The sequence below is a fragment of the Bradyrhizobium sp. USDA 3311 genome, assembly GCF_054062495.1.
This window is the reverse complement of record NZ_JBSSFI010000001.1, coordinates 5,684,253-5,703,578: the sequence shown is the minus strand read 5'-3', so window position 1 is coordinate 5,703,578 and position 19,326 is coordinate 5,684,253. Positions and strand designations below refer to the sequence as shown.

Below are 19,326 nucleotides of genomic sequence, written 5' to 3'. Positions count from 1 at the left end.
GTTGTAACCTCGGCATGACGTCAGTGGCACGTCACAGCGAACGAGGCTTTACGGCGGAGCAATCGATTGCTCCGGTGAAGCTAATGCCTGTACTCCCCGACCGACATCTTCGCGTGTGACCACGGCTGACGGCAGGTCTCCTGGCTCGCGGGTCGTTACCTTACGTCGCCTTCCCAGGACCGAGATTCCCAGTGGCATATGACGAAAGATTCACCGCTTACAGTTGCGGGGGCAGCCGTGGCGTTGGGACAATCCCGGCGTTGGGACAATCCCGGCGTTGGGACAATCCCGGCGTTGGGACAATCCCGGCGTTGGGACAATCTCGCACCACGTTCCCTTTTGATCTCCGTGCGGAGAACCGTCACCGATCAATCTACGAGGCGGCCGTACGGAGAGTCAATCGACCGGTTGAACGATGAGCTGCAAACGCGAGGCAAACACAATCAGTCAGGCTTCCGCACCGCGCGCGTCGTGACCACCGCCCGCTCTCCGGCATCGACAAGCTGGCCGATGCCGGTTCGGCCCGCGAGCGCGCAGCGGACGATGTTCTCGGCGACCGACCTGCGGAACCCATGATCCTCGCCCCTGGGCCGATTGCGGCAAATCCGATCCAGCGCCAGCTTCATGTTGATCCGTGTACGGGTGTCGAAATGCGCGCTGATCATTCGCCCGGCCTCGATACGTGATGTTGGGGCGGAAACGTCCGACGATCGCCCGGGTTCCGACACGGGATCGCGCAATAGAGCGGCCGCCTACGCCCGCCCTCTCTGGCGCTGTGCCTGAGCCCAGGCCACCGTGACGTCGCGCGGCGGGATGTCGATGCGCCGGATCGGCGTCAATTCGCCCGAGGCGGAGATGATCGCGGTCTCCTCGCGGCGACAGCGCGGACACACGAAGCGGACCTCGCTCGGGGACGTCGACCAGCTCGAGCGTTTGACGTTGGCCGCCATCGGCCACGCGTCGCACTGCGAGCACGACACCAGAAACCGGCCGGGATCGAGCATACCCATTCCATGCGACTCCGCGTCCTGCCTGCTCCTACCAATGATTATGTCAGGTGAATCGTTCCGGTGCCCCGACACCGTCAACCCCTCAATGCCCAAGGGGCCGGCGATCCCGGCCCTCAGGCTTCTGCAAACCGCTGGCCGCTCAGTGCGCGCCCTTGAGCGTGCAGGACGTGGTGCAGGTGACCGTGTTGCCATGGTCGCACGCCTTGCAGGCGGCCACGCACTGGTTCATGTCGCGGGGGTTGTAGGAGCTGTAGTTCCGCACCGGGCAGGCTGCGGTCGAGCCGGTGATGTCCTGCTCCTGGTTGCAGGCCGCCGCCATGAGCGCGAGAATGAGGACCGCAAGCAGACGCATGGGATTGCCCCGAAAAAGCACCGGCAAAGCAACATCAGCGAGACACGCTGCATTGCAGCGAGTCCCGGCATTCCCACTGCGAGCCATCGCGAATCGCGACGCTCGCTCCCATCAAAGGATGCGTGCCAAATGTTAAGAACGGATTGCAGCCGCCTTCAGGCCGCAGCGCTGGTCGCGACCGCAGCCCGCGTCTCGCGCGCAAGCTGATAATAGTGCTCGGCGAGCTTGAGATAGAATTCGCGCTTGGTGCTGTCGGTGGCGAGCTTGGCGATCAGCTCGCATTCGGCCGTGAGCGTCTCGAACCGTTCCAGCCTGTCCTCAAGTTCTGTCATCGGCGTGTCCCCATCAAACGCCTCAAGGACGATCAACCTAAGCCTGGGAAATAGGTCACGGCGAACATCGTTATCGAGTAGAAACAATTTTTCCCGCGGCGGCTTACTTCTGCTCCAGCCGCCAGGCACCGTCCCACCTCTCGTCCGGCGGATTGGCCTCGAACTGCGCGATGCGGGCGAGCAGCGCGCGCGAGGGACCGTCGCCGGGGACGGCTTCGAGCGCCGCGTTGAAGGCGGCGCGGGCCTCGTCGAAGCGGCGGGCGCGATAGGCGGCAAGACCTTCGGCATAGTGCGTGCGCAAGCTGTCCTGCGCGGCGGTGAGCACGCCGGCCCTCGCCATCACCTCGAAGATCGCCTGGGGCGCGCTCTGGCCGGCGACCGCGAGACGATCGATCTCGCGCAATTCGAGGCGCTCACCGACCGCATCCGCCGTCGCCTGCGAGATCAGGATGCGGGTGCCGTAGACCTTGTTGACGGCCTCGAGCCGCGAAGCGAGGTTCACGGCATCGCCCATCACGGTGAAGCTCATCATCAGCTCGGAGCCGATGCTGCCGGTGAGGACCTCGCCGGTGGCGATGCCGATGCGCAGGTCGCAGGGCACGGGCATGGCGCGGATGCCGAGCAGATCGGGCAATTGCTTCTGCAGCGCGGGCACCTGGTCGGCCATGTCGATGGCGGCACAGCCGGCAAGGAGTGCCGGCTCATCCTCCTCGATGAAGGGCGGGCCCCAATAGGCCATGATGGCATCGCCGATATATTTGTCGATGACGCCGCGATTGCTCCTGATCGGGGCCGACATCACCGTAAAATAGTGGTTCATCACCTTTACGAGGCCGCGCGGGGTCATGCCCTCACTCATCGAGGTGAAGCCGCTCATGTCGCAGAACATGATGGTCATCACCCGGCGCTGGCCGTCGATGGCGACCTCGGGCCGTTCGATCAGGCCCTGCACCACCTTGGGATCGATGTAGCGGCCAAACGTCTCGCGGATGCGCTCGTTGTGGCGCAACTGCTCGATCATGCGGTTGAAGGCGGCCGCGAGCTCGCCGATCTCGTCCTGGGTCGAGACGGCGATGGTCTTGTCGAACCGGCCCGCCTCGACCTCGCGGGTGCCGGCCAGCAACAGCCGCACCGGCCGCGTGATGCCGCCGGACACCAGCAGAGCGAAGGCAAATCCGACGATCGCGGCGAGCAGGGTCACGATGCCCGACACGATGATGGCCTGGCGCTGGTGGCTCATCACCTGCGATGTCGAAGCGAAGACCTGTGTCAGCATGTCGGCGCGGATCGCATCGAACTTCCGATTGAACTGGTCGCGGATGGCGTCGATATGCTCCAGCGTACTGCGGGCCTCTGCCATCTGCTTGGCGTCGACCTGCTTGAGCAGCTTTGCGTGGTCCTCGTTCAGGTCGCGGCGCAGCTCGGTGACGGCAGTCTCGATGCGGATCTCGATCCGCGCCAGCGCGGCATTGTCGGACGGCGTCCTCGGGTCGTCGATGATCGCGTTGATGAGCTTGCGTGCGCCCTCGGCCTCCTCCTCGATCTTGCGGTCCGCTTCCTCGAACTCGCGCAGGCGCGCCGCATAGGCCTCCTCGTCCGAGGACGCCTGCATCTTCATCATGACCATGCGCCGCAGCGCCACCGACCGCTCCAGCGAGCGGATATTGGCGCGCGCCAGATCGCCATAGGCCGGGATGTAGCGGTTGGTCAGCTCGTCCAGGAGGACGCCGACCTGGCTCGACATCACCATCGACAGGATCGAGGTGACCAGCATCAGGACGATCAATCCGAGGGCGATGCCGACGATCTTGCGTCGGATCGACTGATTGAAAATCGGCATAGGTGCGGGGCAAAGGCTGAAAGGACGGGTCAGGGAACTCAATACACCGGATTTCAGCCCGGGAATACGCGCAATCTGGCCCTTCACGGCGCCCTCGACCGTGCGCAACCGTCGCCGGAGCCTTATTCGTTAACAAAGGTTAAAGGGCCTATTCTATTCCCCGTTGCAAGAGTTCCCGCCTTCCATCCGTATTTTGCCGCATTGTTGCGACAGCGTGACAAATGCGAAACGATGCCGTGGCATCGTTTTCGGCGTCACTTTGATTCTCGAGCCGCATGTCGTCGCGGACTTTGGTTTGTACTGGTTTCGCAGGGGGGACCACGGAATGAACCAGTGCCTACGCTCGCTCGCGTGTTTCGTTGCCGTGGCCGCCTTGGCTCTCCTTCCGACGGAGCTGGCGGCGAAAAGCAGTCACAAACCGTCCGCGTCGAAGAAGACGCATGAGGCGAAAGCCGGCAAGCAGCGCCACGCCGCGGCGAAATCGCGCCATGGCAAGCACGCCGAGGCGAAGCGCAAGCCGAAGAAGCAGGACGACGAGCCGTCAGACAAGCCGGCAGCGCCGCCGCTGACCGGCGACCTCGCCGCGCTGAAGGACGCGATCGATCTCGCGCGCAAGGGCAAGACCGATGACGCGAGCGCGGCGCGCGACCGCATCGCTGATCCCGCCGGGCAGAAGCTCGCCGACTGGTTCATGCTGCGCCATTCCGAGAGTACCGCGAATTTCAAGCGCTATGCCGCCTTCCTCGCCGCCAATCCTGACTGGCCGAGCAGCGCGCTTTTGCGCCGGCGCGCCGAGGCGCGGCTGTGGCAGGAGAAGACCGACGCGGCCACCGTGCACAAATTCACCATGGACCGCCCGAGCAGCGCCAAGGGCAAGTTCGCGCTCGCCCGCGTGCTGCTCACTGAAGGCGACAGCGACAGGGCCGCGCGGCTCGTCCGCGAGGCCTGGCGCACGGACGAATTGTCGGAGCGCAGCGAGGAAGATTCCTACGAGGCGTTCCGCGATCTCCTCACCGCGGACGACCACCGCGCCCGCATGGACAAGCGGCTCGGCGCCAAGGACTATGCCGGCGCAAGGCGCGCGGCAAAACGGCTCGGCGAGGATGCGCTCGCGATCGTCAAGGCCTGCGCCGCCGTCACCGGCAAGGCCAACAAGGCCAAGGACTATCTCGATGACGTTTCGACCGAGGCGCGCCGCGATCTCGGCTATGTGCTGTGCCGCGCGCAATGGCATCTCCAGAAGGACCGCATCGACGATGCGGCCGAGGTGATTTTGGCCGCCGCACCCGACGCCATGGCGGCGCAGGACACCGACGCCTGGTGGCGCGAGCGCCGTTTGCTCGCGCGAAAACTGCTCGACCAGGGCAAGTTCAAGACCGCTTACGACGTGGTGCGAGCGGCGGCCGTGCCGGCGATGGAGGTCTACCGCGTCGACTACCACTTCATGTGCGGCTGGATCGCGCTGCGCTATCTCGACGATCCCAGGACGGCGATGATGCACTTCGCCGCGATCGACGAAGGCTCGGCCAACCCACTCGCGCTGTCGCGCGCCCATTACTGGCGCGGCCGTGCCGCGGAAGCGATGGGGGCGCCGGCCGATGCGCGCCAGAGCTATCAAGCGGCGGCGCGCTACCCGACCGCCTATTACGGTCAGCTCGCCCGCGCCAAGCTCGGCCTCGACCGCATCGAGCTGCGCCCACCCTCGCCCGTGCTGGCCGCAGCCGACCCGCAAGCCCTGGACGAGCGCGTGCGCGCGGCCGACATGCTCTATGGCATCGGCGAGCGCGACACGGTGTTCTACTACGCCGAGGATCTTGCCAAGGAGAGCACCGACGTCGCCGCGCTCGAAGGCCTCGGCGAGCTGGCCGGACAGCGCAACGATGCCCGCGTGATGCTGGAGGTGGGCAAGTCGGCGCTGGCGCGCGGGCTCGCGCTCGACCACTACGCCTTCCCGACCATCGGCATCCCCGAGCACAAGCAGGTCGCACCCGCGATCGAGACCAGCGTGATCTATTCGGTGGCGCGCACCGAAAGCTCGTTCGACCAGCGCGACAGGTCGGCTGCCAACGCGGTCGGGCTGATGCAGGTGACGCCGGAAGCGGGCCGCGACACCGCAAAGCGCTTCGGCCTGACCTATGACTGGGACAGGATGGTCTCCGATCCCGTCTACAACACGCAGATGGGGGCGGCCGAGCTCAGCGCGCTGCTGTCGGAATATCGCGGCAACCAGATCATGACGTTCGCCGGCTACAATGCCGGCCGCGGCCGCGTGCGCGAATGGGTGCAGGCGCGCGGCGACCCCAGGGATCCCAAGGTCGACCCGGTCGACTGGGTCGAGCGCATCCCGCTGTCGGAGACGCGCAATTACGTCCAGCGTGTGATCGAGAACGTGCTGGTCTACCGCGCGCGGTTCGAGAGCAGCGGCATGGTCGCCGCGAAATCCGAGCAGCGCGTCACGACGCAGGAAGTGAGCGCGGCACCAACGGTATCGGCCGCAGCCCCCTCGCCCTAGCCTCGCGACCGCCGGGGCTGGACGCGGCGCGGGGCTTGACGCGGTGACTGCGGCCGACGACTCTGCGCGGCCTGCGTCGTTCAGCTAGCCGTCACCTCCTTCCGTGGTCAGAAGGTCGTGGGCGCGCAGATATGCCTCGGTCAGCGAGCGCGAGAGCGCGCCCATCTGCATCATCCAGCTCCAGCTCGAGATCGCCGCCAGCACCGCGATCACTTCGAGCGAGCTGCGGTAGGGCCACAGCAGTTCCATGGCGGTCTGCTGATCTCGACGGTAGCAATCCTGGTCGCAATAACGCTCTTGCTTGGACACGTGCCGGACGTAGCTCGGACCCAGCGGCCGGGCGCACGCGCTGCAGACGGCGCCGTGGCAGGGACGTTCCTGATTGACGAGCATGAATCGCAATGCCGTGTCCTCTCCTGCCGGCAGGCGTACCCGCCGATGCGTCTCGTTCGCCTGTCTGCTCAAGACGCCGCGCGCGTACGTTCCTCGATCAACGGTGCCCTTTCATGCTGAAGCGCGTAGCATTCGTAGCCGCAGTAGGGCAGCAGCGTCCTGACATCGCGCAAGTAGCTGCCGCTGATCTCCTCGCAGCACCATAGGCAGAACGTCTTGCGGAAAGGGGTTCGGCCGTTCACCAGTATGAACCTCACGTGGCACCTCCGAGCGCGAAGCAGTAGACCGTGTCGACCAGCGACGCGGACGGCGGCGGGGCGCAAAGATGGTTGCGGCCGTCGGGATTATCCCTGTTTCGTTCCACCTTCTGGGACGGAATGAGGATGTACTTCCCGTCTTCCCGGCGCCGTGCGTAGATCCTGCCTTCGACGTACCGTACCTCTGTCGGATAGCAATCCGCGCTGTTGCAGCAACTCAGCACCGGATTGTCGGGCATGTGCCAGTTCGAATAGAACTTCTCGTGCAGGAGCTGATCCTGGGGCGGATGATGACGATGCGCACCACCCTGTCCAAACTCCTCGGCCTCCACGCCGGTCATCGACGGAAGCGACAGCGCGATCGTCAAGAGGAGCTTGCAAGCACGGTTCAGCACACAGCCTCCCGTTCAGAATTGCGGAATTCACGCCGCCTGAAATCGAAACAACCATCGGCGGTCGCGCTCGCGGCGCGCCCTGAAGCGATCGAGACACTTTCTGGAGCACAGCGGCGTTCGCCAGGAATAATATCGGATCAGGCCAAACTTGCCGTTGCAGACAGCGCAGCCCTTTACATCATGACCGCGCTCGGAGTGTTCAGGCCTATCGCACATCATGCTCTCCTCCTGTCTCTCATGATCGTGGCTGCGCTCGTACGCTGGTGCACGGCCATCCACGCTCGTTTTTTGAAAATGCGGCCTCTCAATCACGACCCGCCAATCATGCGGCAACTCGGGGCAACGGACGCAGAGCTTGGTTCTATGAGCAGCACATCGCGCAAATCGCTGGCTTGTGCCTTGCACATCGCGTCCCCTCGATTGGTCGTGAGACTAGTCCGCACGCAACGGACCGCTCAATTGTACGGAGGTAAATGTGCGCTATGATTAGGAATGCGCGAGCTATACGTAGGTTTGTCCCGTAGTTTTCCGGCCCTTCCCCTTCAATTAGACGAGGCAAAGCCAGCTGGCTGCACGGCAACCGCGAGTTTCGGTGGGCGGATTCCACTTTAGTCGGAAGGAATTGCTCCCCTTGTTGCAAAGTGCTCTACTTGCCTTGGCCTCAGCGAGCCGGGACGCCTGCGATGATGCCTGGCCAGATCGCGAAATTTGGGAATTCGGCAGCACAACTCCTGCTCGGCGGCCTTGCCGCGCTTCGATCGTTCGGCAACGGCGAGAAGGACGCGTCCGCGGTCGCAGATGACTCGCAGCAAGACACCGCCGATCTACGCGACGCCGTGAAGCAGTGGCGTGAGGTATTCGAGCACAATCCGGTCATGTATTTCATGGTCGATCCGGCCGGAACAGTGCTCAACGTCAATACGTTCGGCGCCGCACAACTGGGCTACACGCCGGCCGAGCTGATTGGCCAGTCCGTGCTCAACGTCTTCTTCGAGGAGGACCACGACGCCGTCCGTCGATGCGTAGCGTTGTGCCTGGAAACCCTGGACCAGTCGCATACCTGGGAGATTCGCAAGTTCCGGAAGGACGGCTCAGTCCTTTGGGTCCGTGAGAACGCCAAGGCGATGCTGCGCGGCGACGGAACGCCGATCGTGCTGGTCGCCTGCGAAAATATCACCCAGCGCAAGGAAGCGGAGGATGCGCTGCGGCAGAGCGAAGCCTACCTCGCAGAGGCGCAGGAATTGAGCCGCACCGGCAGCTTCGGCCTGGACGTCGCGACAGGCGCGATCGTCTGGTCAAGGCAAACCTTTCGCATCTTCCAGTGCGACCCGGCGGTGAAGCCGACCTTGGATTTCGTCTTCCAGCGCATCCATCCGGAAGATCGCGATGCGGTCAGCAGGACGCTCGATCGGGCCGCCCGACGAGCAGAGGATTTCGACCATGAGTATCGCCTGCTGATGCCGGATGGATCAATCAAATATCTCCATTCCGTGGCGCGCGCGCTGAGACACGGATCCGGGTGCATCGAGCTTGTCGGGGGCGTCACTGATGTCACGGTTGCAAAGGAGGCCGAACAGCGGCTGCGTCGCAGCGAGGCCTATCTGGCCGAGGCCCAGCGGCTCAGCCATACAAGCAGCTGGGCCTGGGATGTGCGCCGTCAGGAGTTTGCATACCGTTCGGCTGAACTCTACCGCCTGTTCGGATTTGAGCCGAACCAGATCGATGTACCGGCACGGGCTTTCCAGGAACGCATCCTCCCCGAGGATTTCCAGCGGATCATCGAGGTGGAACGTCAGGCCCTCCGGCGAAGGAAGCCCTTCGAAATTGACTTTCGCATTGCGCGCCCGGACGGCTCGATACGACGAGTTCATACCGAGGGACATCCCGTCGTCGGCAGCGACGGCGAAGTGACGGAAATTATCGGTACCCACGTGGACGTCACCGAGCAGGTCGCCGCAAAAGAAGCACTTCAAAGGGCATTTGACGAGCTCAAGGCATCCGAGCAGCGATTCCGCGACTATGCTGAAACCGCATCGGACTGGTTTTGGGAGACCGGGCCGGATCACCGTATCACGAAGATATCGGAACACTCCGATCCGGCCAGTGCTGCGCCGACGGCCTTGATCGGCCTGACGCGGTGGGACATTCCGCCCGATGCCGAGCTCGAGCCCGGAAAGTGGGAGCAGCATCGCGCGACGCTCGACGCCCACCTCCCGTTCCGCGATCTGGTTTACCGCGGCAGGGATCGCAACGGCTCTCCAATTTACGTGCGCACCAGCGGCAAGCCCTTGCATGACGCGGACGGTCATTTTCTCGGCTATCGAGGCGTCAGCAGCGATGTAACGGCGGCGATCCGCGCGGAGCAGGCTGAAGATGCGCTGCGCAAGGCTCAAGCCGAGCTCGCCCATGTCACGCGCGTCACGACGCTTGGCGAACTTACCGCCTCGATTGCCCACGAAATCACCCAGCCTCTTGCCGCCGTGATCTCCAATGCGGACGCCTGCATCGCTTGGCTCGATCGCGAACCCGCCGACTTGAAGGCCGCGCGCCGTTCCGCAGAATGGATTGTCGAGGACGCCAATCGGGCCAGCGAGGTGATCCGCCGGATCAGGGCGCTCGCGAAGAAAACCGAGATCGAAGTGGTTTCACTCGACATCAACCAAGTCGTCCGGGAGGCGGTGGCGCTCGTTCGGCGCGAGCTCGCGACCCATGGGGTGTCGGTGCGGATGGAGTTGGCGTCCGACCTGCCGAGGATTTGCGGCGACCGGATCCAGCTCCAGCAGGTGCTGATCAACCTGGTGATGAACGGCATCGAAGCCATGCAAGCCAATGTCGACCACCCGCGCGAACTGGCGATCCGCTCGAGCCTGACGAACGACGACGACGATGACGACCGCCTGCTCCTCACCGTGACGGATCGCGGTGTCGGCCTCGGCAAAGACGTAAAGGAGCGCATCTTCACCCCCTTCTTCACGACGAAGTCGGGCGGTCTGGGGATGGGACTCTCGATCTGCCGATCGATCATCGAGGCTCACGCGGGCCGGCTTTCGGCCTTTCAAAATGAGGGGAGCGGTGCAACATTCCAGATCGCCCTGCCCTTGCCGCACAAGGACACGTCGTGACCGACAATGCCAAGCAGGCCCAGGCGAGCGCAGGTGACCCGATCGTCCGGATCGTCGATGATGATCCGTCGATGCGCCGCGCGCTGACCAATCTCTTTCAATCGGTCGGCCTTAAGGTCGAGGCCTTCAGTTCGGCGGCGGAGATCATGGAAGCCCAACCGCCTGCGGTCCCCAGTTGCCTCGTGCTCGACATCCGTCTGCCAGGATCGAGCGGCCTCGACCTCCAGGCGGACCTCGCCAAGGCCAATATTCACACGCCCATTATCTTCATCACCGGTCATGGCGATATTCCCATGACCGTGAGAGCCATGAAGAGCGGTGCCGTCGATTTTCTGACCAAGCCGGTGCGCGACCAGGACATGCTGGATGCGGTGCAGGCAGCGATCGAACGGGATCGCAGGCGGCGCGATGCCGAGAAGTCGATCTCGGGCGTGCGATCCCGTTTCGAGGGGCTGACAGCGCGCGAGCGCGACGTGCTCGCCCTGGTTGCATCCGGCCTGATGAACAAACAGGTCGCCGCCGAACTTGGATTGGCCGAGATCACCGTGAAGATCTATCGCGGGCAGATCATGCGGAAAATGGGGGCGAAGTCATTGGCCGATCTCGTCAGAATGACCGACGCGCTCGGAATCCCGCGCAACAGGGGTCACCTGCAAACCTAAGTATGCTTTCCAATCCCGCTCCGGGGGCCCACTTTCCGTAAGCGGCTGAACCGTGCCCGGCGGCTCCCCGTTCAGGAGCGATCATATTGTCAGTGCCCTCGATCATTTCCGTCATTGATGATGATCCCTCCGTTCGCCTTGCGACGAACAACCTCCTGACGTCGCGCGGATACACGGTCCACACCTTTGGTTCCGCTCACGAATTTCTTCAATCCGCCGAACTGGACACGACCTCCTGCGTAATCGCCGACGTGCAGATGTTGGCCATGAGCGGTGTCGAGCTGTTGACGCATATGCGCAGCCTCGGGCGCATCACGCCCTTCATCTTCATGACGGCTTTTCCCGACGAGGCCGTGCGCGACCGCGCGCTGAAGGCCGGCGCGACCTGCTTTCTCGCGAAGCCGTTTTCCACGCCGAAGCTGCTTCAATGTCTGGAGGCGGCCCTGACGGGGGCGGATGAAGCCAAGTTGTAACGCGGCCGCGCCTGCCCCTCAGGCCGCGGCTACTCGTCGTCGTGGCGACATACGAAGCGGCAAGGTGCTCTAATCCACCTTGATATTCGCCGCCTTGATGATTGGCCACCATTTTGCGATCTCCGCCTTCTGGCGGGTGCCGAGGGCTTCAGGGGTGAGCTGATCCTGCGGCGTCATCTCCAGGCCCTGGCTTTCGAGCTGCTTCTTCACGGCGGGATCGTTCAGGGCCTCCACGGCGGCGGCGTTGAGCTTGGTCACGATCTCCTTCGGCGTGCCCTTCGGCACCCACATCCCCGACCACAGCGTCATGTGGAAGCCTTTCAGGCCCGCCTCCTCCGCGGTCGGGATGTCCGGCGCCGAGGACAGGCGCTTGTCGTCGGTGACGGCGTAGGCACGGATGGTGCCGGCGCGGACCTGGTTGATGGAGTTGGAGGTCTGGTCGACGATGACGTCGATCTGGCCCGCGATGAGATCGTTCAGCGCGGGCGCTGTGCCGCGATACGGCACGTATTGCAGCTTGATGCCGCTGACACTCTCGAAATAGACCCCGGCGATGTGGCTGCCGGAGCCCGCACCGGCCGTGCCGGCGGTTGCCGCCGACGGCCGCGACTTGAGCCAGTCCAAAAGCTCTTTCAGCGACGTCGCCGGGACCGCGTTCTTGCTGACGACGATCATGGGGTTACTCGGCAACAACACCACCGGTTCGAGATCGGCGACGAGATCGTAGTTGAGCTTGTAGACGGCGCCGTTGGCCACATGGGTGCCGAGATGGCCAAACGAGATGGTGTAGCCGTCTGCCGGCGAATGCACGGCGCGACCGACGCCGATCGAACCGCCGGCGCCGGTGACGTTCTCGATCACCAGGGGCTGGCCGAGCGTCGTCCGCATCCGTTCGGCGAGCACGCGCGCCATCGCATCCGACGGGCCGCCGGCCGCGAAGGGAACGATGATGGTGATAGGATGCGAGGGATAGTCGTCGGCGCGCGCAGCGCCGGTAAGAGCGAGAATACCGATCAGCCCGGCCCAGACGGCCTTCGTCATTGTGTTCTCCCCAGCAATGTCATTGTTGTTTTTCTTTACCTCGCCCCGCTTGCGGGGAGAGGTCGAATTGCGAAGCAATTGGGTCAGCGGGAGCCTCCGCGAGCCCATCTGCCACCGTGTTCGCGCGGAAGCAGGCCTCTCACCCCAACCCTCCCAGCGCGAGCGAAGCTCGTCGCGCCCCCGTAAGAACGGGGAGAGGGAGAGATTTCTAGAACTGCGAGAAATCGATCGGCTTGTGACGATCGAGCGTGCGGGTGACCGGCGGCAGCGGGTATTTCAGGCCGGTCGCGCAGTTGAACAACATCACGCGGTCGGTCTTGCTGACGCGGCCGTCGGCAAGGCTTTCCTTGTAAGCGGCGTAGGTCGCGGCGCCCTCGGGGCACAACAAAAGCCCCTCCTCGCGCGCGACCTCGTTCAGCGCCGCCGAGATCTTGTCGTCGTCGACCGCGATGGCAAAGCCCTTGCTCTCGCGCACCGCGCGCAGGATCAGGAAATCGCCGATCGCCTGCGGCACGCGGATGCCGGACGCGATGGTGTGGGCGTCCTCCCAGCGCGTCGCATGCTCGGTGCCGGCATCGAAGGCGCGCACCATCGGCGCGCACCCGGAGGCTTGCACCGCGACCATGCGCGGGCGCTTCGAACCGATGAAGCCGATCTTCTCGAGCTCGTCAAAGGCCTTCCACATGCCGATCAGGCCAGTGCCGCCGCCAGTCGGATAGAAGATCACGTCGGGCACGTCCCAGCCGAGCTGCTCGGCGAGTTCGAGGCCCATCGTCTTCTTGCCTTCGATGCGGTACGGCTCCTTCAGCGTGGAGGTGTCGAACCAGCCGACCTTCGCCTTGCCCTCGCCGACGATCTTGCCGCAATCGTCGATATAGCCGTTGACGCGGTAGACGGTCGCACCCTGGAGCTCGATCTCGCTGACGTTCACTTCCGGCGTATCGGCCGGGCAGAAGATCGTGGTCTTGATGCCGCAGGAGGTCGCGTAAGCCGCAAGCGCCGCACCGGCATTGCCGTTGGTCGGCATCGCCATGTGCTTGATGCCGAGCGCCTTGCCCATCGACACCGCCATCACCAGACCGCGCGCCTTGAACGAGCCGGTCGGCAGGCGTCCCTCATCCTTCACGATGATCTCACCGCCGCCCAGCTTTTTTCCGAGCTTCGGCAGCCGGATCAGCGGCGTCGTCACCTCGCCGAGCGAGACGATGTCCTTGCATTTGCGCACCGGCAGCAGCTCGCGATAGCGCCACATGTCAGCGGGGCGTTCCTTGAGCGCATCCTTGGTCAGCGCCTTCTTCACGCCCGCGAGGTCGTAGCGCACCAGCAGCGGCTTGCCGGCTTTCGAGAGGTTGTGGACCTGGTCGGCCGCGTAGTGATCGCCTTCCATCGCGCATTCGAGATGGGTGACGAAGGTCGGGCGTTCGATGGTGAGGTTGTCGTTGTCGTGCATGGGTTGGCCCTCTTCTTGTTCTGTTCCGTTCATTACGTGATCCGTCACCTTGAGGCGCGAGCCATGCGGCGCATCGCGCCGTATGGTGAGCCTCGAAGGGCGACGAGACCGGCTGCATCTCGGCCGCTCATCCTTCGAGGCTCGGCCAACGGTGCTCCGCACCGCCGGCCTCACACCTCAGGATGACGGGACTGCTCAGAGCGCCCTCGACGCCGCAGTCCCCCTTCCCTCAAATATTCAACACTCGCCCATAAGCATCCAGCACGGCTTCCTTCATCATCTCCGACAGCGTCGGATGCGGGAACACGGTGTGCATCAGCTCTTCTTCCGTCGTCTCCAGATTCATGGCGACGACATAGCCCTGGATCAGCTCGGTGACCTCCGCGCCGACCATGTGGGCGCCGAGGAGCTGACCGGTCTTCTTGTCGAAGATCACCTTGACCAGGCCCTGGTCCTCGCCCAGCGCAATCGCCTTGCCGTTGCCGACGAAGGGGAAGCGGCCGACGCGGATCTCGCGGCCGTTCTCCTTGGCCTTGGCTTCGGTGAGGCCGACCGAGGCGACCTGCGGCTGGCAATAGGTGCAGCCCGGGATCAGGTTCTTGTCCATGGGATGCGGATGCAGGCCCTTGATCGCCTCGACGCAGATCACGCCTTCATGCTCGGCCTTGTGCGCCAGCATCGGGGGGCCCGCGACGTCGCCAATGGCGTAGATGCCGGGGACGTTGGTCTTGCCGTAACCGTCGATCACGATGCAGCCGCGATCGGTTTTGACACCGAGCTTTTCGAGGCCGAGGCTCTCGATGTTGCCAACGACGCCGACCGCCGAGATCACGCGCTCGAACTCGGTGGTCACAGGCTTGCCCTTGCCGTCGTCGATGGTGGCGACGACGCTGTCGGCCTTCTTCTCGAGCTTCGTCACCTTGGTCGAGGACAGGATCTTGATGCCCTGCTTTTCGAAACGCTTGCGCGCAAGGCCAGCGATCTCGGCGTCCTCGACCGGCAGGATCTGCGGCAGCACCTCGACCACGGTGACGTCAGAGCCCATGGTGTGGAAGAACGAGGCGAATTCGATGCCGATCGCGCCGGAGCCGACGACCAGCAGCGACTTCGGCATCCGCTCCGGCACCATCGCCTCGAAATAGGTCCAGATCAGCTTCTTGTCGGGCTCGAGCCCCGGCAGCACGCGCGGCCGCGCGCCGGTCGCGACGATGATGTGCTTGGCCTGGTAGGTCCCCTCGCCCAGCGCGCCCTTCGGCGCTTCGACGTCGGACTTCTTCACGGTGACCTTGCCGGGCGCGTCGATCGAGGCAGCGCCCCAGATTACGCTCACCTTGTTCTTCTTCATCAGGAAGCCGACGCCGTCATTCAGACGCTTCGAGACGCCACGCGAACGCTGCACCACAGCCTTCGGGTCGAACGAGACCTTCTCGGCCGACAGGCCGTAATCCTTGGCGTGCTGCATGTAGTGATAGATCTCGGCGGAGCGCAGCAGCGCCTTGGTCGGGATGCAGCCCCAGTTCAGGCAGATGCCGCCGAGGTAGGACTTTTCGACGATCGCGACCTTGAAGCCGAGCTGGGCGGCGCGGATCGCGGTGACATAGCCGCCGGGACCGGAGCCGATGATGATGATGTCGAAGGATGTATCGGCCATGGCGGCTCCCGTTCAACTCAAGCGGTCGTTGCGCCGCGGGCGCGGCGATTGAGGATGTAAGTTCTGATCAGCCATTCCGCGAGGATGACCGCCGCCATGACGGCGATGATCACCAGCGCAATGGGTCTCCAGATGTCGCGCGACAGTCTCTCTCCGGCAAAGAAGGCAGATTCAATGATGTCGCGGCCGATCGGGCTGAGCGTCAACACCAGCGAGATCACCATTGAGATCCAGGGCCAGCGCGTCCGCATGCGCCATCTCAGACCATCATCATGACCGGATTTTCGATGAGCTGCTTGAACGCGCCGATCAGCTCGGCGCCGAGCGCGCCGTCGATGGCGCGGTGATCGCACGACAAGGTCACGCTCATCATGTGCGCGATCTCGATCTTGCCATTCCGCACCACGGGCCGCTCTTCGCTGGTGCCGACCGCGAGGATGGTGGCATGCGGCGGGTTGATCACGGCGGTGAAGTGGCTGATGCCGTACATGCCGAGGTTGGACACGGCGGTGGTGCCGCCCTGGTATTCCTCGGGCTTGAGCTTGCGCGAGCGGGCGCGCGCGGCAAAGTCCTTCATCTCGTTGGAGATGGTGGAGAGCGTCTTGGTCTCCGCTTTCCGGATGATCGGCGTGATCAGGCCGCCGGGCATCGCCACGGCAACGCCGACGTCGGAATGGTGATGCTTGACCATGCCGCTTTCGGTCCAGCTCACATTGCAGTTCGGGATCTTCTGGAGCGCGACCGCCATCGCCTTGATGACGAAGTCGTTGACCGAGATCTTGTAGAGCGGCTTCTTCTCCTTGTCCTTGGGAGCGGCCGCATTGATCTCCTCGCGCGCGGCGAGCAACTTGCCGATGTCGCAGTCGATGGTGAGGTAGAAATGCGGGACGTTCTGGATCGACGCAGTCAGGCGCTGCGCGATCGTGCGGCGCATGCCGTCGTGCGGGACGATGTCGTAGGAGCCGGGCTCGAACAGCGACAGGATCTGCTTGTCCGACATGGTCGGCGCGATCGAGGGCGCGGATGACGGCGCCGCGGCGGGCGCCTTGAGGCCCTTGCCGGACTTGGCCTGCTCGACGTCGCGGGCGACGACGCGGCCGTGCGGGCCGGTGCCTGTCACCATCGACACGTCGATGCCGGCGTCCTTGGCCAGACGTCGCGCCAGCGGCGATGAGAACACGCGGCCGCCATGGCCGTTGCTCTGAGCAGCCGGTGCGGCAGCCTGCGGCGCGGGTGCGGCGGCCGGCGGCGGTGCAGCCTTGGGCGCAGCAGGTGCTGTCGCGGGAGCTGGCGCAGCAGCGGGAGCATCCGTGGCTTTCGGCGGCGCGGCGGAGGCGCTGGGCTTGGCGGCACCAGCGGCCTTCACATCCTCGCCCTCACCGGCCAGCACGGCGATGACGTCGTTGACCGGGACGTCCTGCGTGCCTTCGGGCACCAGGATCTTGGCGATCGTGCCCTCGTCGATGGCCTCGACCTCCATGGTCGCCTTGTCGGTCTCGATCTCGGCGATGACATCGCCGGATTTGACCTTGTCGCCTTCCTTCTTCAGCCACTTGGCGAGGTTGCCCTTCTCCATCGTCGGCGAGAGAGCGGGCATCAGGATGTTGATGGGCATGCTGACCTCAAGAAGAACTTTGCAAAACGTCGTCTCCGACAGCGAAGACGAACAGACCAGGTTTAGTTGCCGATGTCGCCCTGCCAGAGGCGCTCATTGGCAGGGATGGAACGCCAATTCTTCATCATGGTGATGGAGCGGTCGTCGGCAAGGTCGATCCAGGGGATGCCGAACTTGTCGAGGATGTCCTTGGAGCCCGGAAAGGTGACGGATTCCCCGATCACCACCAGCTTCACCTTGAACAGAGCGAGCGCGCCGGCACACATCGAGCATGGCGACAGCGTGGTGTACATGACGGTGTCGTGGAATGTGATCGCGCCGGCCTCGCGCAGGCAGCTCATCTCGCCGTGCAGGATCACGTTGTTCTCCTGCACGCGGTTGTTGTGACCGCGGGCGATGATCTGGTTGTCGCGCGTCAGCACGGCGCCGATCGGCAGGCCGCCCTGCGCGATCGAGGCCTCCGCCTCGCGGATCGCCTCCAGCATGAAATCGAAGTGATAGGATTCGATCGCCACTGTCAGTGCCCCTTCCCGCGCGGCGTCGTGGTGCCGGTGTCCGTGGGACGCTCGATCTCGGCCTGGAACATCTCGAGGATCCGGCTCAACGCGTCCTCCTCGGTATATTCGCTCTCGCGCGCATAGGCGCGCGCGGCGTGACGGGCAAGATCGACGAGCAAGAGGCCCCACATGTCGGGTTCCTCGAAGGCGCGCTGGAACGCCATCGACAGCCCGCCGTCCAGCACGAACACGCGCAGGATCTCGACCGCGTCCTCGCGGGTCATGACGTCGGGTGGCAGTGGCTGCTCCTTCGGGCCCGCCATGGTCTACCTGTAGCAGACGGCTTTGGCGGCCTCGACGACTTCCGCCGCCGACGGCAGCGCGAGCTTCTCCAGATTCGCGGCATAGGGCATCGGCACGTCCTTGCCGGAGACGCGCGCAACAGGCGCGTCCAGATAGTCGAAGGCGTTCTCCATGATCCGTGCGGCGATCTCGGCGCCGACGCCGCTCTGGGCCCAGCCCTCTTCCACCGTGACGGCGCGCCCCGTCTTCTTGACCGAGTTGACGATGGTCTCGGTGTCCATCGGGCGCAGCGTGCGCAGGTCGATCACCTCGGCCTCGATGCCGTCCTTGGCGAGCTCGTCGGCGGCCTTGAGCGCATAGGTCATGCCGTTCGACCAGGAGATGATTGTGACGTGGCTGCCGGAGCGCACGATGCGCGCCTTACCGATCGGGATCACGAAGTCGTCGAGCTTCGGCACTTCGCCGGTGTGGCCGTAGAGCACCTCGTTCTCGAGGAAGATCACCGGATTGGGATCGCGGATCGCGGCCTTGAGCAGGCCCTTGTAATCCGCGGCCGAGAACGGCGCGACGACCTTGAGACCCGGAACGTTCGAATACCAGGATGAATAGTCCTGGCTGTGCTGCGCGGCGACGCGCGCGGCGGCGCCGTTCGGGCCGCGGAACACGATCGAGCACCCCATCTGGCCGCCGGACATATAGAGCGTCTTGGCGGCGGAGTTGATGATCTGGTCGATCGCCTGCATCGCGAAGTTGAAGGTCATGAACTCGACGACCGGCTTCAGCCCGGTCATCGCGGCGCCGACGCCGATGCCGGCAAAGCCGTGCTCGGTGATCGGTGTGTCGATCACGCGCTTGGCGCCGAATTCCTGGAGCAGGCCCTGGGTGACCTTGTAGGCGCCCTGATACTCGGCAACCTCTTCGCCCATCACGAAGACGTCGGCGTCGCGGCGCATCTCTTCGGCCATGGCATCGCGCAGCGCTTCGCGGATGGTCTGCGTCACCATCTCGGTGCCGGCGGGCACTTCCGGATCGGGCTCGGCGACAGCTTGCGGTGCGGACGGCGCAGCCCTGGGCGCGGGTGCCTCGGCCTTTGCGGCGGCAGGGGCTGCGGATTCGGCGGCCTTCGGCTGCGGGGCCGGCGCGGGCGCCTTTGCAAGATCAGCGGCGCTCTCACCGTCGGCAAGAATCGTCGCGATCGGCGTGTTGACGGCGACGTCGGCGGTGCCTTCGGGGATCAGGATCTTGCCGAGCGTGCCCTCGTCGGTCGCCTCGACCTCCATGGTCGCCTTGTCGGTCTCGATCTCGGCGATGACATCGCCGGACTTGATGGCCTCACCCTCTTTTTTCAGCCATTTGGCGAGGTTGCCCTTTTCCATCGTGGGCGACAACGCGGGCATCAGCACTTGAATTGGCATATCGGC

Annotated in this window: 19 protein-coding genes and 1 riboswitch; of the genes, 4 read left to right on the top strand and 15 right to left on the bottom strand. The window is 64.3% G+C overall.

Annotated elements, in window-relative coordinates; translation table 11 throughout:
* Positions 1-113: 113 nt before the first annotated feature.
* Positions 114-378, bottom strand: a riboswitch (cobalamin riboswitch).
* Between the two features lie 65 nt (positions 379-443).
* The 5 genes from ACVWW6_RS27250 to ACVWW6_RS27230 form a co-directional block, all read right to left on the bottom strand.
* The gene (locus ACVWW6_RS27250; RefSeq protein ID WP_011087535.1) at positions 444-665 is read right to left on the bottom strand and encodes a hypothetical protein; all 222 of its coding nucleotides are present in this window, start codon (positions 663-665) and stop codon (positions 444-446) included.
* 87 nt (positions 666-752) lie between these two features.
* Positions 753-1,010 carry a hypothetical protein gene (locus ACVWW6_RS27245; RefSeq protein ID WP_028171829.1) on the bottom strand — a complete coding sequence of 86 codons (258 nt, stop codon included), beginning with the start codon at positions 1,008-1,010 and terminating at the stop codon, positions 753-755.
* Positions 1,011-1,149: 139 nt separating this feature from the next.
* Positions 1,150-1,362 carry a hypothetical protein gene (locus ACVWW6_RS27240; RefSeq protein ID WP_028171828.1) on the bottom strand — a complete coding sequence of 71 codons (213 nt, stop codon included), beginning with the start codon at positions 1,360-1,362 and terminating at the stop codon, positions 1,150-1,152.
* Between the two features lie 155 nt (positions 1,363-1,517).
* Positions 1,518-1,694: a hypothetical protein gene (locus ACVWW6_RS27235; RefSeq protein WP_166466009.1), complete on the bottom strand. Its 177-nt coding sequence runs from the start codon at positions 1,692-1,694 to the stop codon at positions 1,518-1,520.
* Positions 1,695-1,797: 103 nt separating this feature from the next.
* Entirely contained in the window at positions 1,798-3,534 is a 1,737-nt protein-coding gene (locus tag ACVWW6_RS27230; protein WP_456681652.1) for an adenylate/guanylate cyclase domain-containing protein, read from the bottom strand.
* A gap of 325 nt (positions 3,535-3,859) precedes the next feature.
* On the opposite strand from ACVWW6_RS27230, the gene ACVWW6_RS27225 reads away from it, so the two are divergent.
* The gene (locus ACVWW6_RS27225; RefSeq protein WP_456681651.1) at positions 3,860-6,046 is read left to right on the top strand and encodes a transglycosylase SLT domain-containing protein; all 2,187 of its coding nucleotides are present in this window, start codon (positions 3,860-3,862) and stop codon (positions 6,044-6,046) included.
* Positions 6,047-6,130: 84 nt separating this feature from the next.
* Here ACVWW6_RS27225 and ACVWW6_RS27220 read toward each other — a convergent pair whose 3' ends face one another.
* On the bottom strand, positions 6,131-6,295 hold the full coding sequence (locus ACVWW6_RS27220) for a hypothetical protein (RefSeq protein WP_231166487.1): 165 nt from the start codon (positions 6,293-6,295) through the stop codon (positions 6,131-6,133).
* 397 nt (positions 6,296-6,692) lie between these two features.
* Positions 6,693-7,064 (bottom strand): hypothetical protein, encoded by a 372-nt coding sequence (locus ACVWW6_RS27215; protein WP_456681650.1) that lies wholly within the window; start codon positions 7,062-7,064, stop codon positions 6,693-6,695.
* 710 nt (positions 7,065-7,774) lie between these two features.
* Here ACVWW6_RS27215 and ACVWW6_RS27210 point away from each other — a divergent pair.
* The 3 genes from ACVWW6_RS27210 to ACVWW6_RS27200 all read left to right on the top strand — a co-directional run bounded on the left by ACVWW6_RS27210 (position 7,775) and on the right by ACVWW6_RS27200 (position 11,348).
* Positions 7,775-10,213 (top strand): PAS domain S-box protein, encoded by a 2,439-nt coding sequence (locus ACVWW6_RS27210; RefSeq protein WP_060912349.1) that lies wholly within the window; start codon positions 7,775-7,777, stop codon positions 10,211-10,213.
* On the top strand, positions 10,210-10,875 hold the full coding sequence (locus ACVWW6_RS27205; protein ID WP_011087542.1) for a response regulator transcription factor: 666 nt from the start codon (positions 10,210-10,212) through the stop codon (positions 10,873-10,875). Before ACVWW6_RS27210 ends, ACVWW6_RS27205 begins: the two co-directional genes overlap by 4 nt.
* A gap of 86 nt (positions 10,876-10,961) precedes the next feature.
* Positions 10,962-11,348, top strand: coding sequence for a response regulator transcription factor (locus ACVWW6_RS27200; RefSeq protein ID WP_028171823.1), 387 nt, complete (start codon positions 10,962-10,964; stop codon positions 11,346-11,348).
* Positions 11,349-11,417: 69 nt separating this feature from the next.
* On the opposite strand, the gene ACVWW6_RS27195 is transcribed toward ACVWW6_RS27200, so the two are convergent.
* The 8 genes from ACVWW6_RS27195 to ACVWW6_RS27160 form a co-directional block, all read right to left on the bottom strand.
* A complete protein-coding gene (locus ACVWW6_RS27195) occupies positions 11,418-12,389 on the bottom strand; it encodes a tripartite tricarboxylate transporter substrate binding protein BugD (protein ID WP_038967237.1) in 972 nt (323 codons plus the stop codon).
* Between the two features lie 208 nt (positions 12,390-12,597).
* Complete coding sequence (locus tag ACVWW6_RS27190) at positions 12,598-13,839, bottom strand: threonine synthase (RefSeq protein ID WP_028171821.1); 1,242 nt, start codon at positions 13,837-13,839, stop codon at positions 12,598-12,600.
* Between the two features lie 229 nt (positions 13,840-14,068).
* Entirely contained in the window at positions 14,069-15,490 is a 1,422-nt protein-coding gene (gene lpdA, locus ACVWW6_RS27185) for a dihydrolipoyl dehydrogenase (protein ID WP_060912350.1), read from the bottom strand.
* A 17-nt stretch (positions 15,491-15,507) separates the two neighbouring features.
* Positions 15,508-15,741: a hypothetical protein gene (locus tag ACVWW6_RS27180; protein WP_028171820.1), complete on the bottom strand. Its 234-nt coding sequence runs from the start codon at positions 15,739-15,741 to the stop codon at positions 15,508-15,510.
* A gap of 8 nt (positions 15,742-15,749) precedes the next feature.
* Positions 15,750-17,105, bottom strand: coding sequence for a pyruvate dehydrogenase complex dihydrolipoamide acetyltransferase (locus ACVWW6_RS27175; RefSeq protein ID WP_011087547.1), 1,356 nt, complete (start codon positions 17,103-17,105; stop codon positions 15,750-15,752).
* Positions 17,106-17,167: 62 nt separating this feature from the next.
* Positions 17,168-17,620: a nucleoside deaminase gene (locus ACVWW6_RS27170; protein WP_027548267.1), complete on the bottom strand. Its 453-nt coding sequence runs from the start codon at positions 17,618-17,620 to the stop codon at positions 17,168-17,170.
* Positions 17,621-17,622: 2 nt separating this feature from the next.
* Positions 17,623-17,925, bottom strand: coding sequence for a DUF5076 domain-containing protein (locus ACVWW6_RS27165; RefSeq protein WP_008142223.1), 303 nt, complete (start codon positions 17,923-17,925; stop codon positions 17,623-17,625).
* Positions 17,926-17,928: 3 nt separating this feature from the next.
* Positions 17,929-19,320 carry a pyruvate dehydrogenase complex E1 component subunit beta gene (locus tag ACVWW6_RS27160; protein ID WP_028171819.1) on the bottom strand — a complete coding sequence of 464 codons (1,392 nt, stop codon included), beginning with the start codon at positions 19,318-19,320 and terminating at the stop codon, positions 17,929-17,931.
* Positions 19,321-19,326 lie beyond the last annotated feature (6 nt).

What these genes read in the sequence shown, in the direction of transcription:
- ACVWW6_RS27250 (WP_011087535.1), bottom strand. Translation starts at nt 665, where the DNA reads ATGATCAGCGCGCATTTCGACACCCGTACACGGATCAACATGAAGCTG.
- ACVWW6_RS27245 (WP_028171829.1), bottom strand. Translation starts at nt 1,010, where the DNA reads ATGGGTATGCTCGATCCCGGCCGGTTTCTGGTGTCGTGCTCGCAGTGC.
- ACVWW6_RS27240 (WP_028171828.1), bottom strand. Translation starts at nt 1,362, where the DNA reads ATGCGTCTGCTTGCGGTCCTCATTCTCGCGCTCATGGCGGCGGCCTGC.
- ACVWW6_RS27235 (WP_166466009.1), bottom strand. Translation starts at nt 1,694, where the DNA reads ATGACAGAACTTGAGGACAGGCTGGAACGGTTCGAGACGCTCACGGCC.
- ACVWW6_RS27230 (WP_456681652.1), bottom strand. Translation starts at nt 3,534, where the DNA reads ATGCCGATTTTCAATCAGTCGATCCGACGCAAGATCGTCGGCATCGCC.
- ACVWW6_RS27225 (WP_456681651.1), top strand. Translation starts at nt 3,860, where the DNA reads ATGAACCAGTGCCTACGCTCGCTCGCGTGTTTCGTTGCCGTGGCCGCC.
- ACVWW6_RS27220 (WP_231166487.1), bottom strand. Translation starts at nt 6,295, where the DNA reads ATGGAACTGCTGTGGCCCTACCGCAGCTCGCTCGAAGTGATCGCGGTG.
- ACVWW6_RS27210 (WP_060912349.1), top strand. Translation starts at nt 7,775, where the DNA reads ATGATGCCTGGCCAGATCGCGAAATTTGGGAATTCGGCAGCACAACTC.
- ACVWW6_RS27195 (WP_038967237.1), bottom strand. Translation starts at nt 12,389, where the DNA reads ATGACGAAGGCCGTCTGGGCCGGGCTGATCGGTATTCTCGCTCTTACC.
- ACVWW6_RS27190 (WP_028171821.1), bottom strand. Translation starts at nt 13,839, where the DNA reads ATGCACGACAACGACAACCTCACCATCGAACGCCCGACCTTCGTCACC.
- lpdA (WP_060912350.1), bottom strand. Translation starts at nt 15,490, where the DNA reads ATGGCCGATACATCCTTCGACATCATCATCATCGGCTCCGGTCCCGGC.
- ACVWW6_RS27180 (WP_028171820.1), bottom strand. Translation starts at nt 15,741, where the DNA reads ATGCGGACGCGCTGGCCCTGGATCTCAATGGTGATCTCGCTGGTGTTG.
- ACVWW6_RS27175 (WP_011087547.1), bottom strand. Translation starts at nt 17,105, where the DNA reads ATGCCCATCAACATCCTGATGCCCGCTCTCTCGCCGACGATGGAGAAG.
- ACVWW6_RS27165 (WP_008142223.1), bottom strand. Translation starts at nt 17,925, where the DNA reads ATGGCGGGCCCGAAGGAGCAGCCACTGCCACCCGACGTCATGACCCGC.
- ACVWW6_RS27160 (WP_028171819.1), bottom strand. Translation starts at nt 19,320, where the DNA reads ATGCCAATTCAAGTGCTGATGCCCGCGTTGTCGCCCACGATGGAAAAG.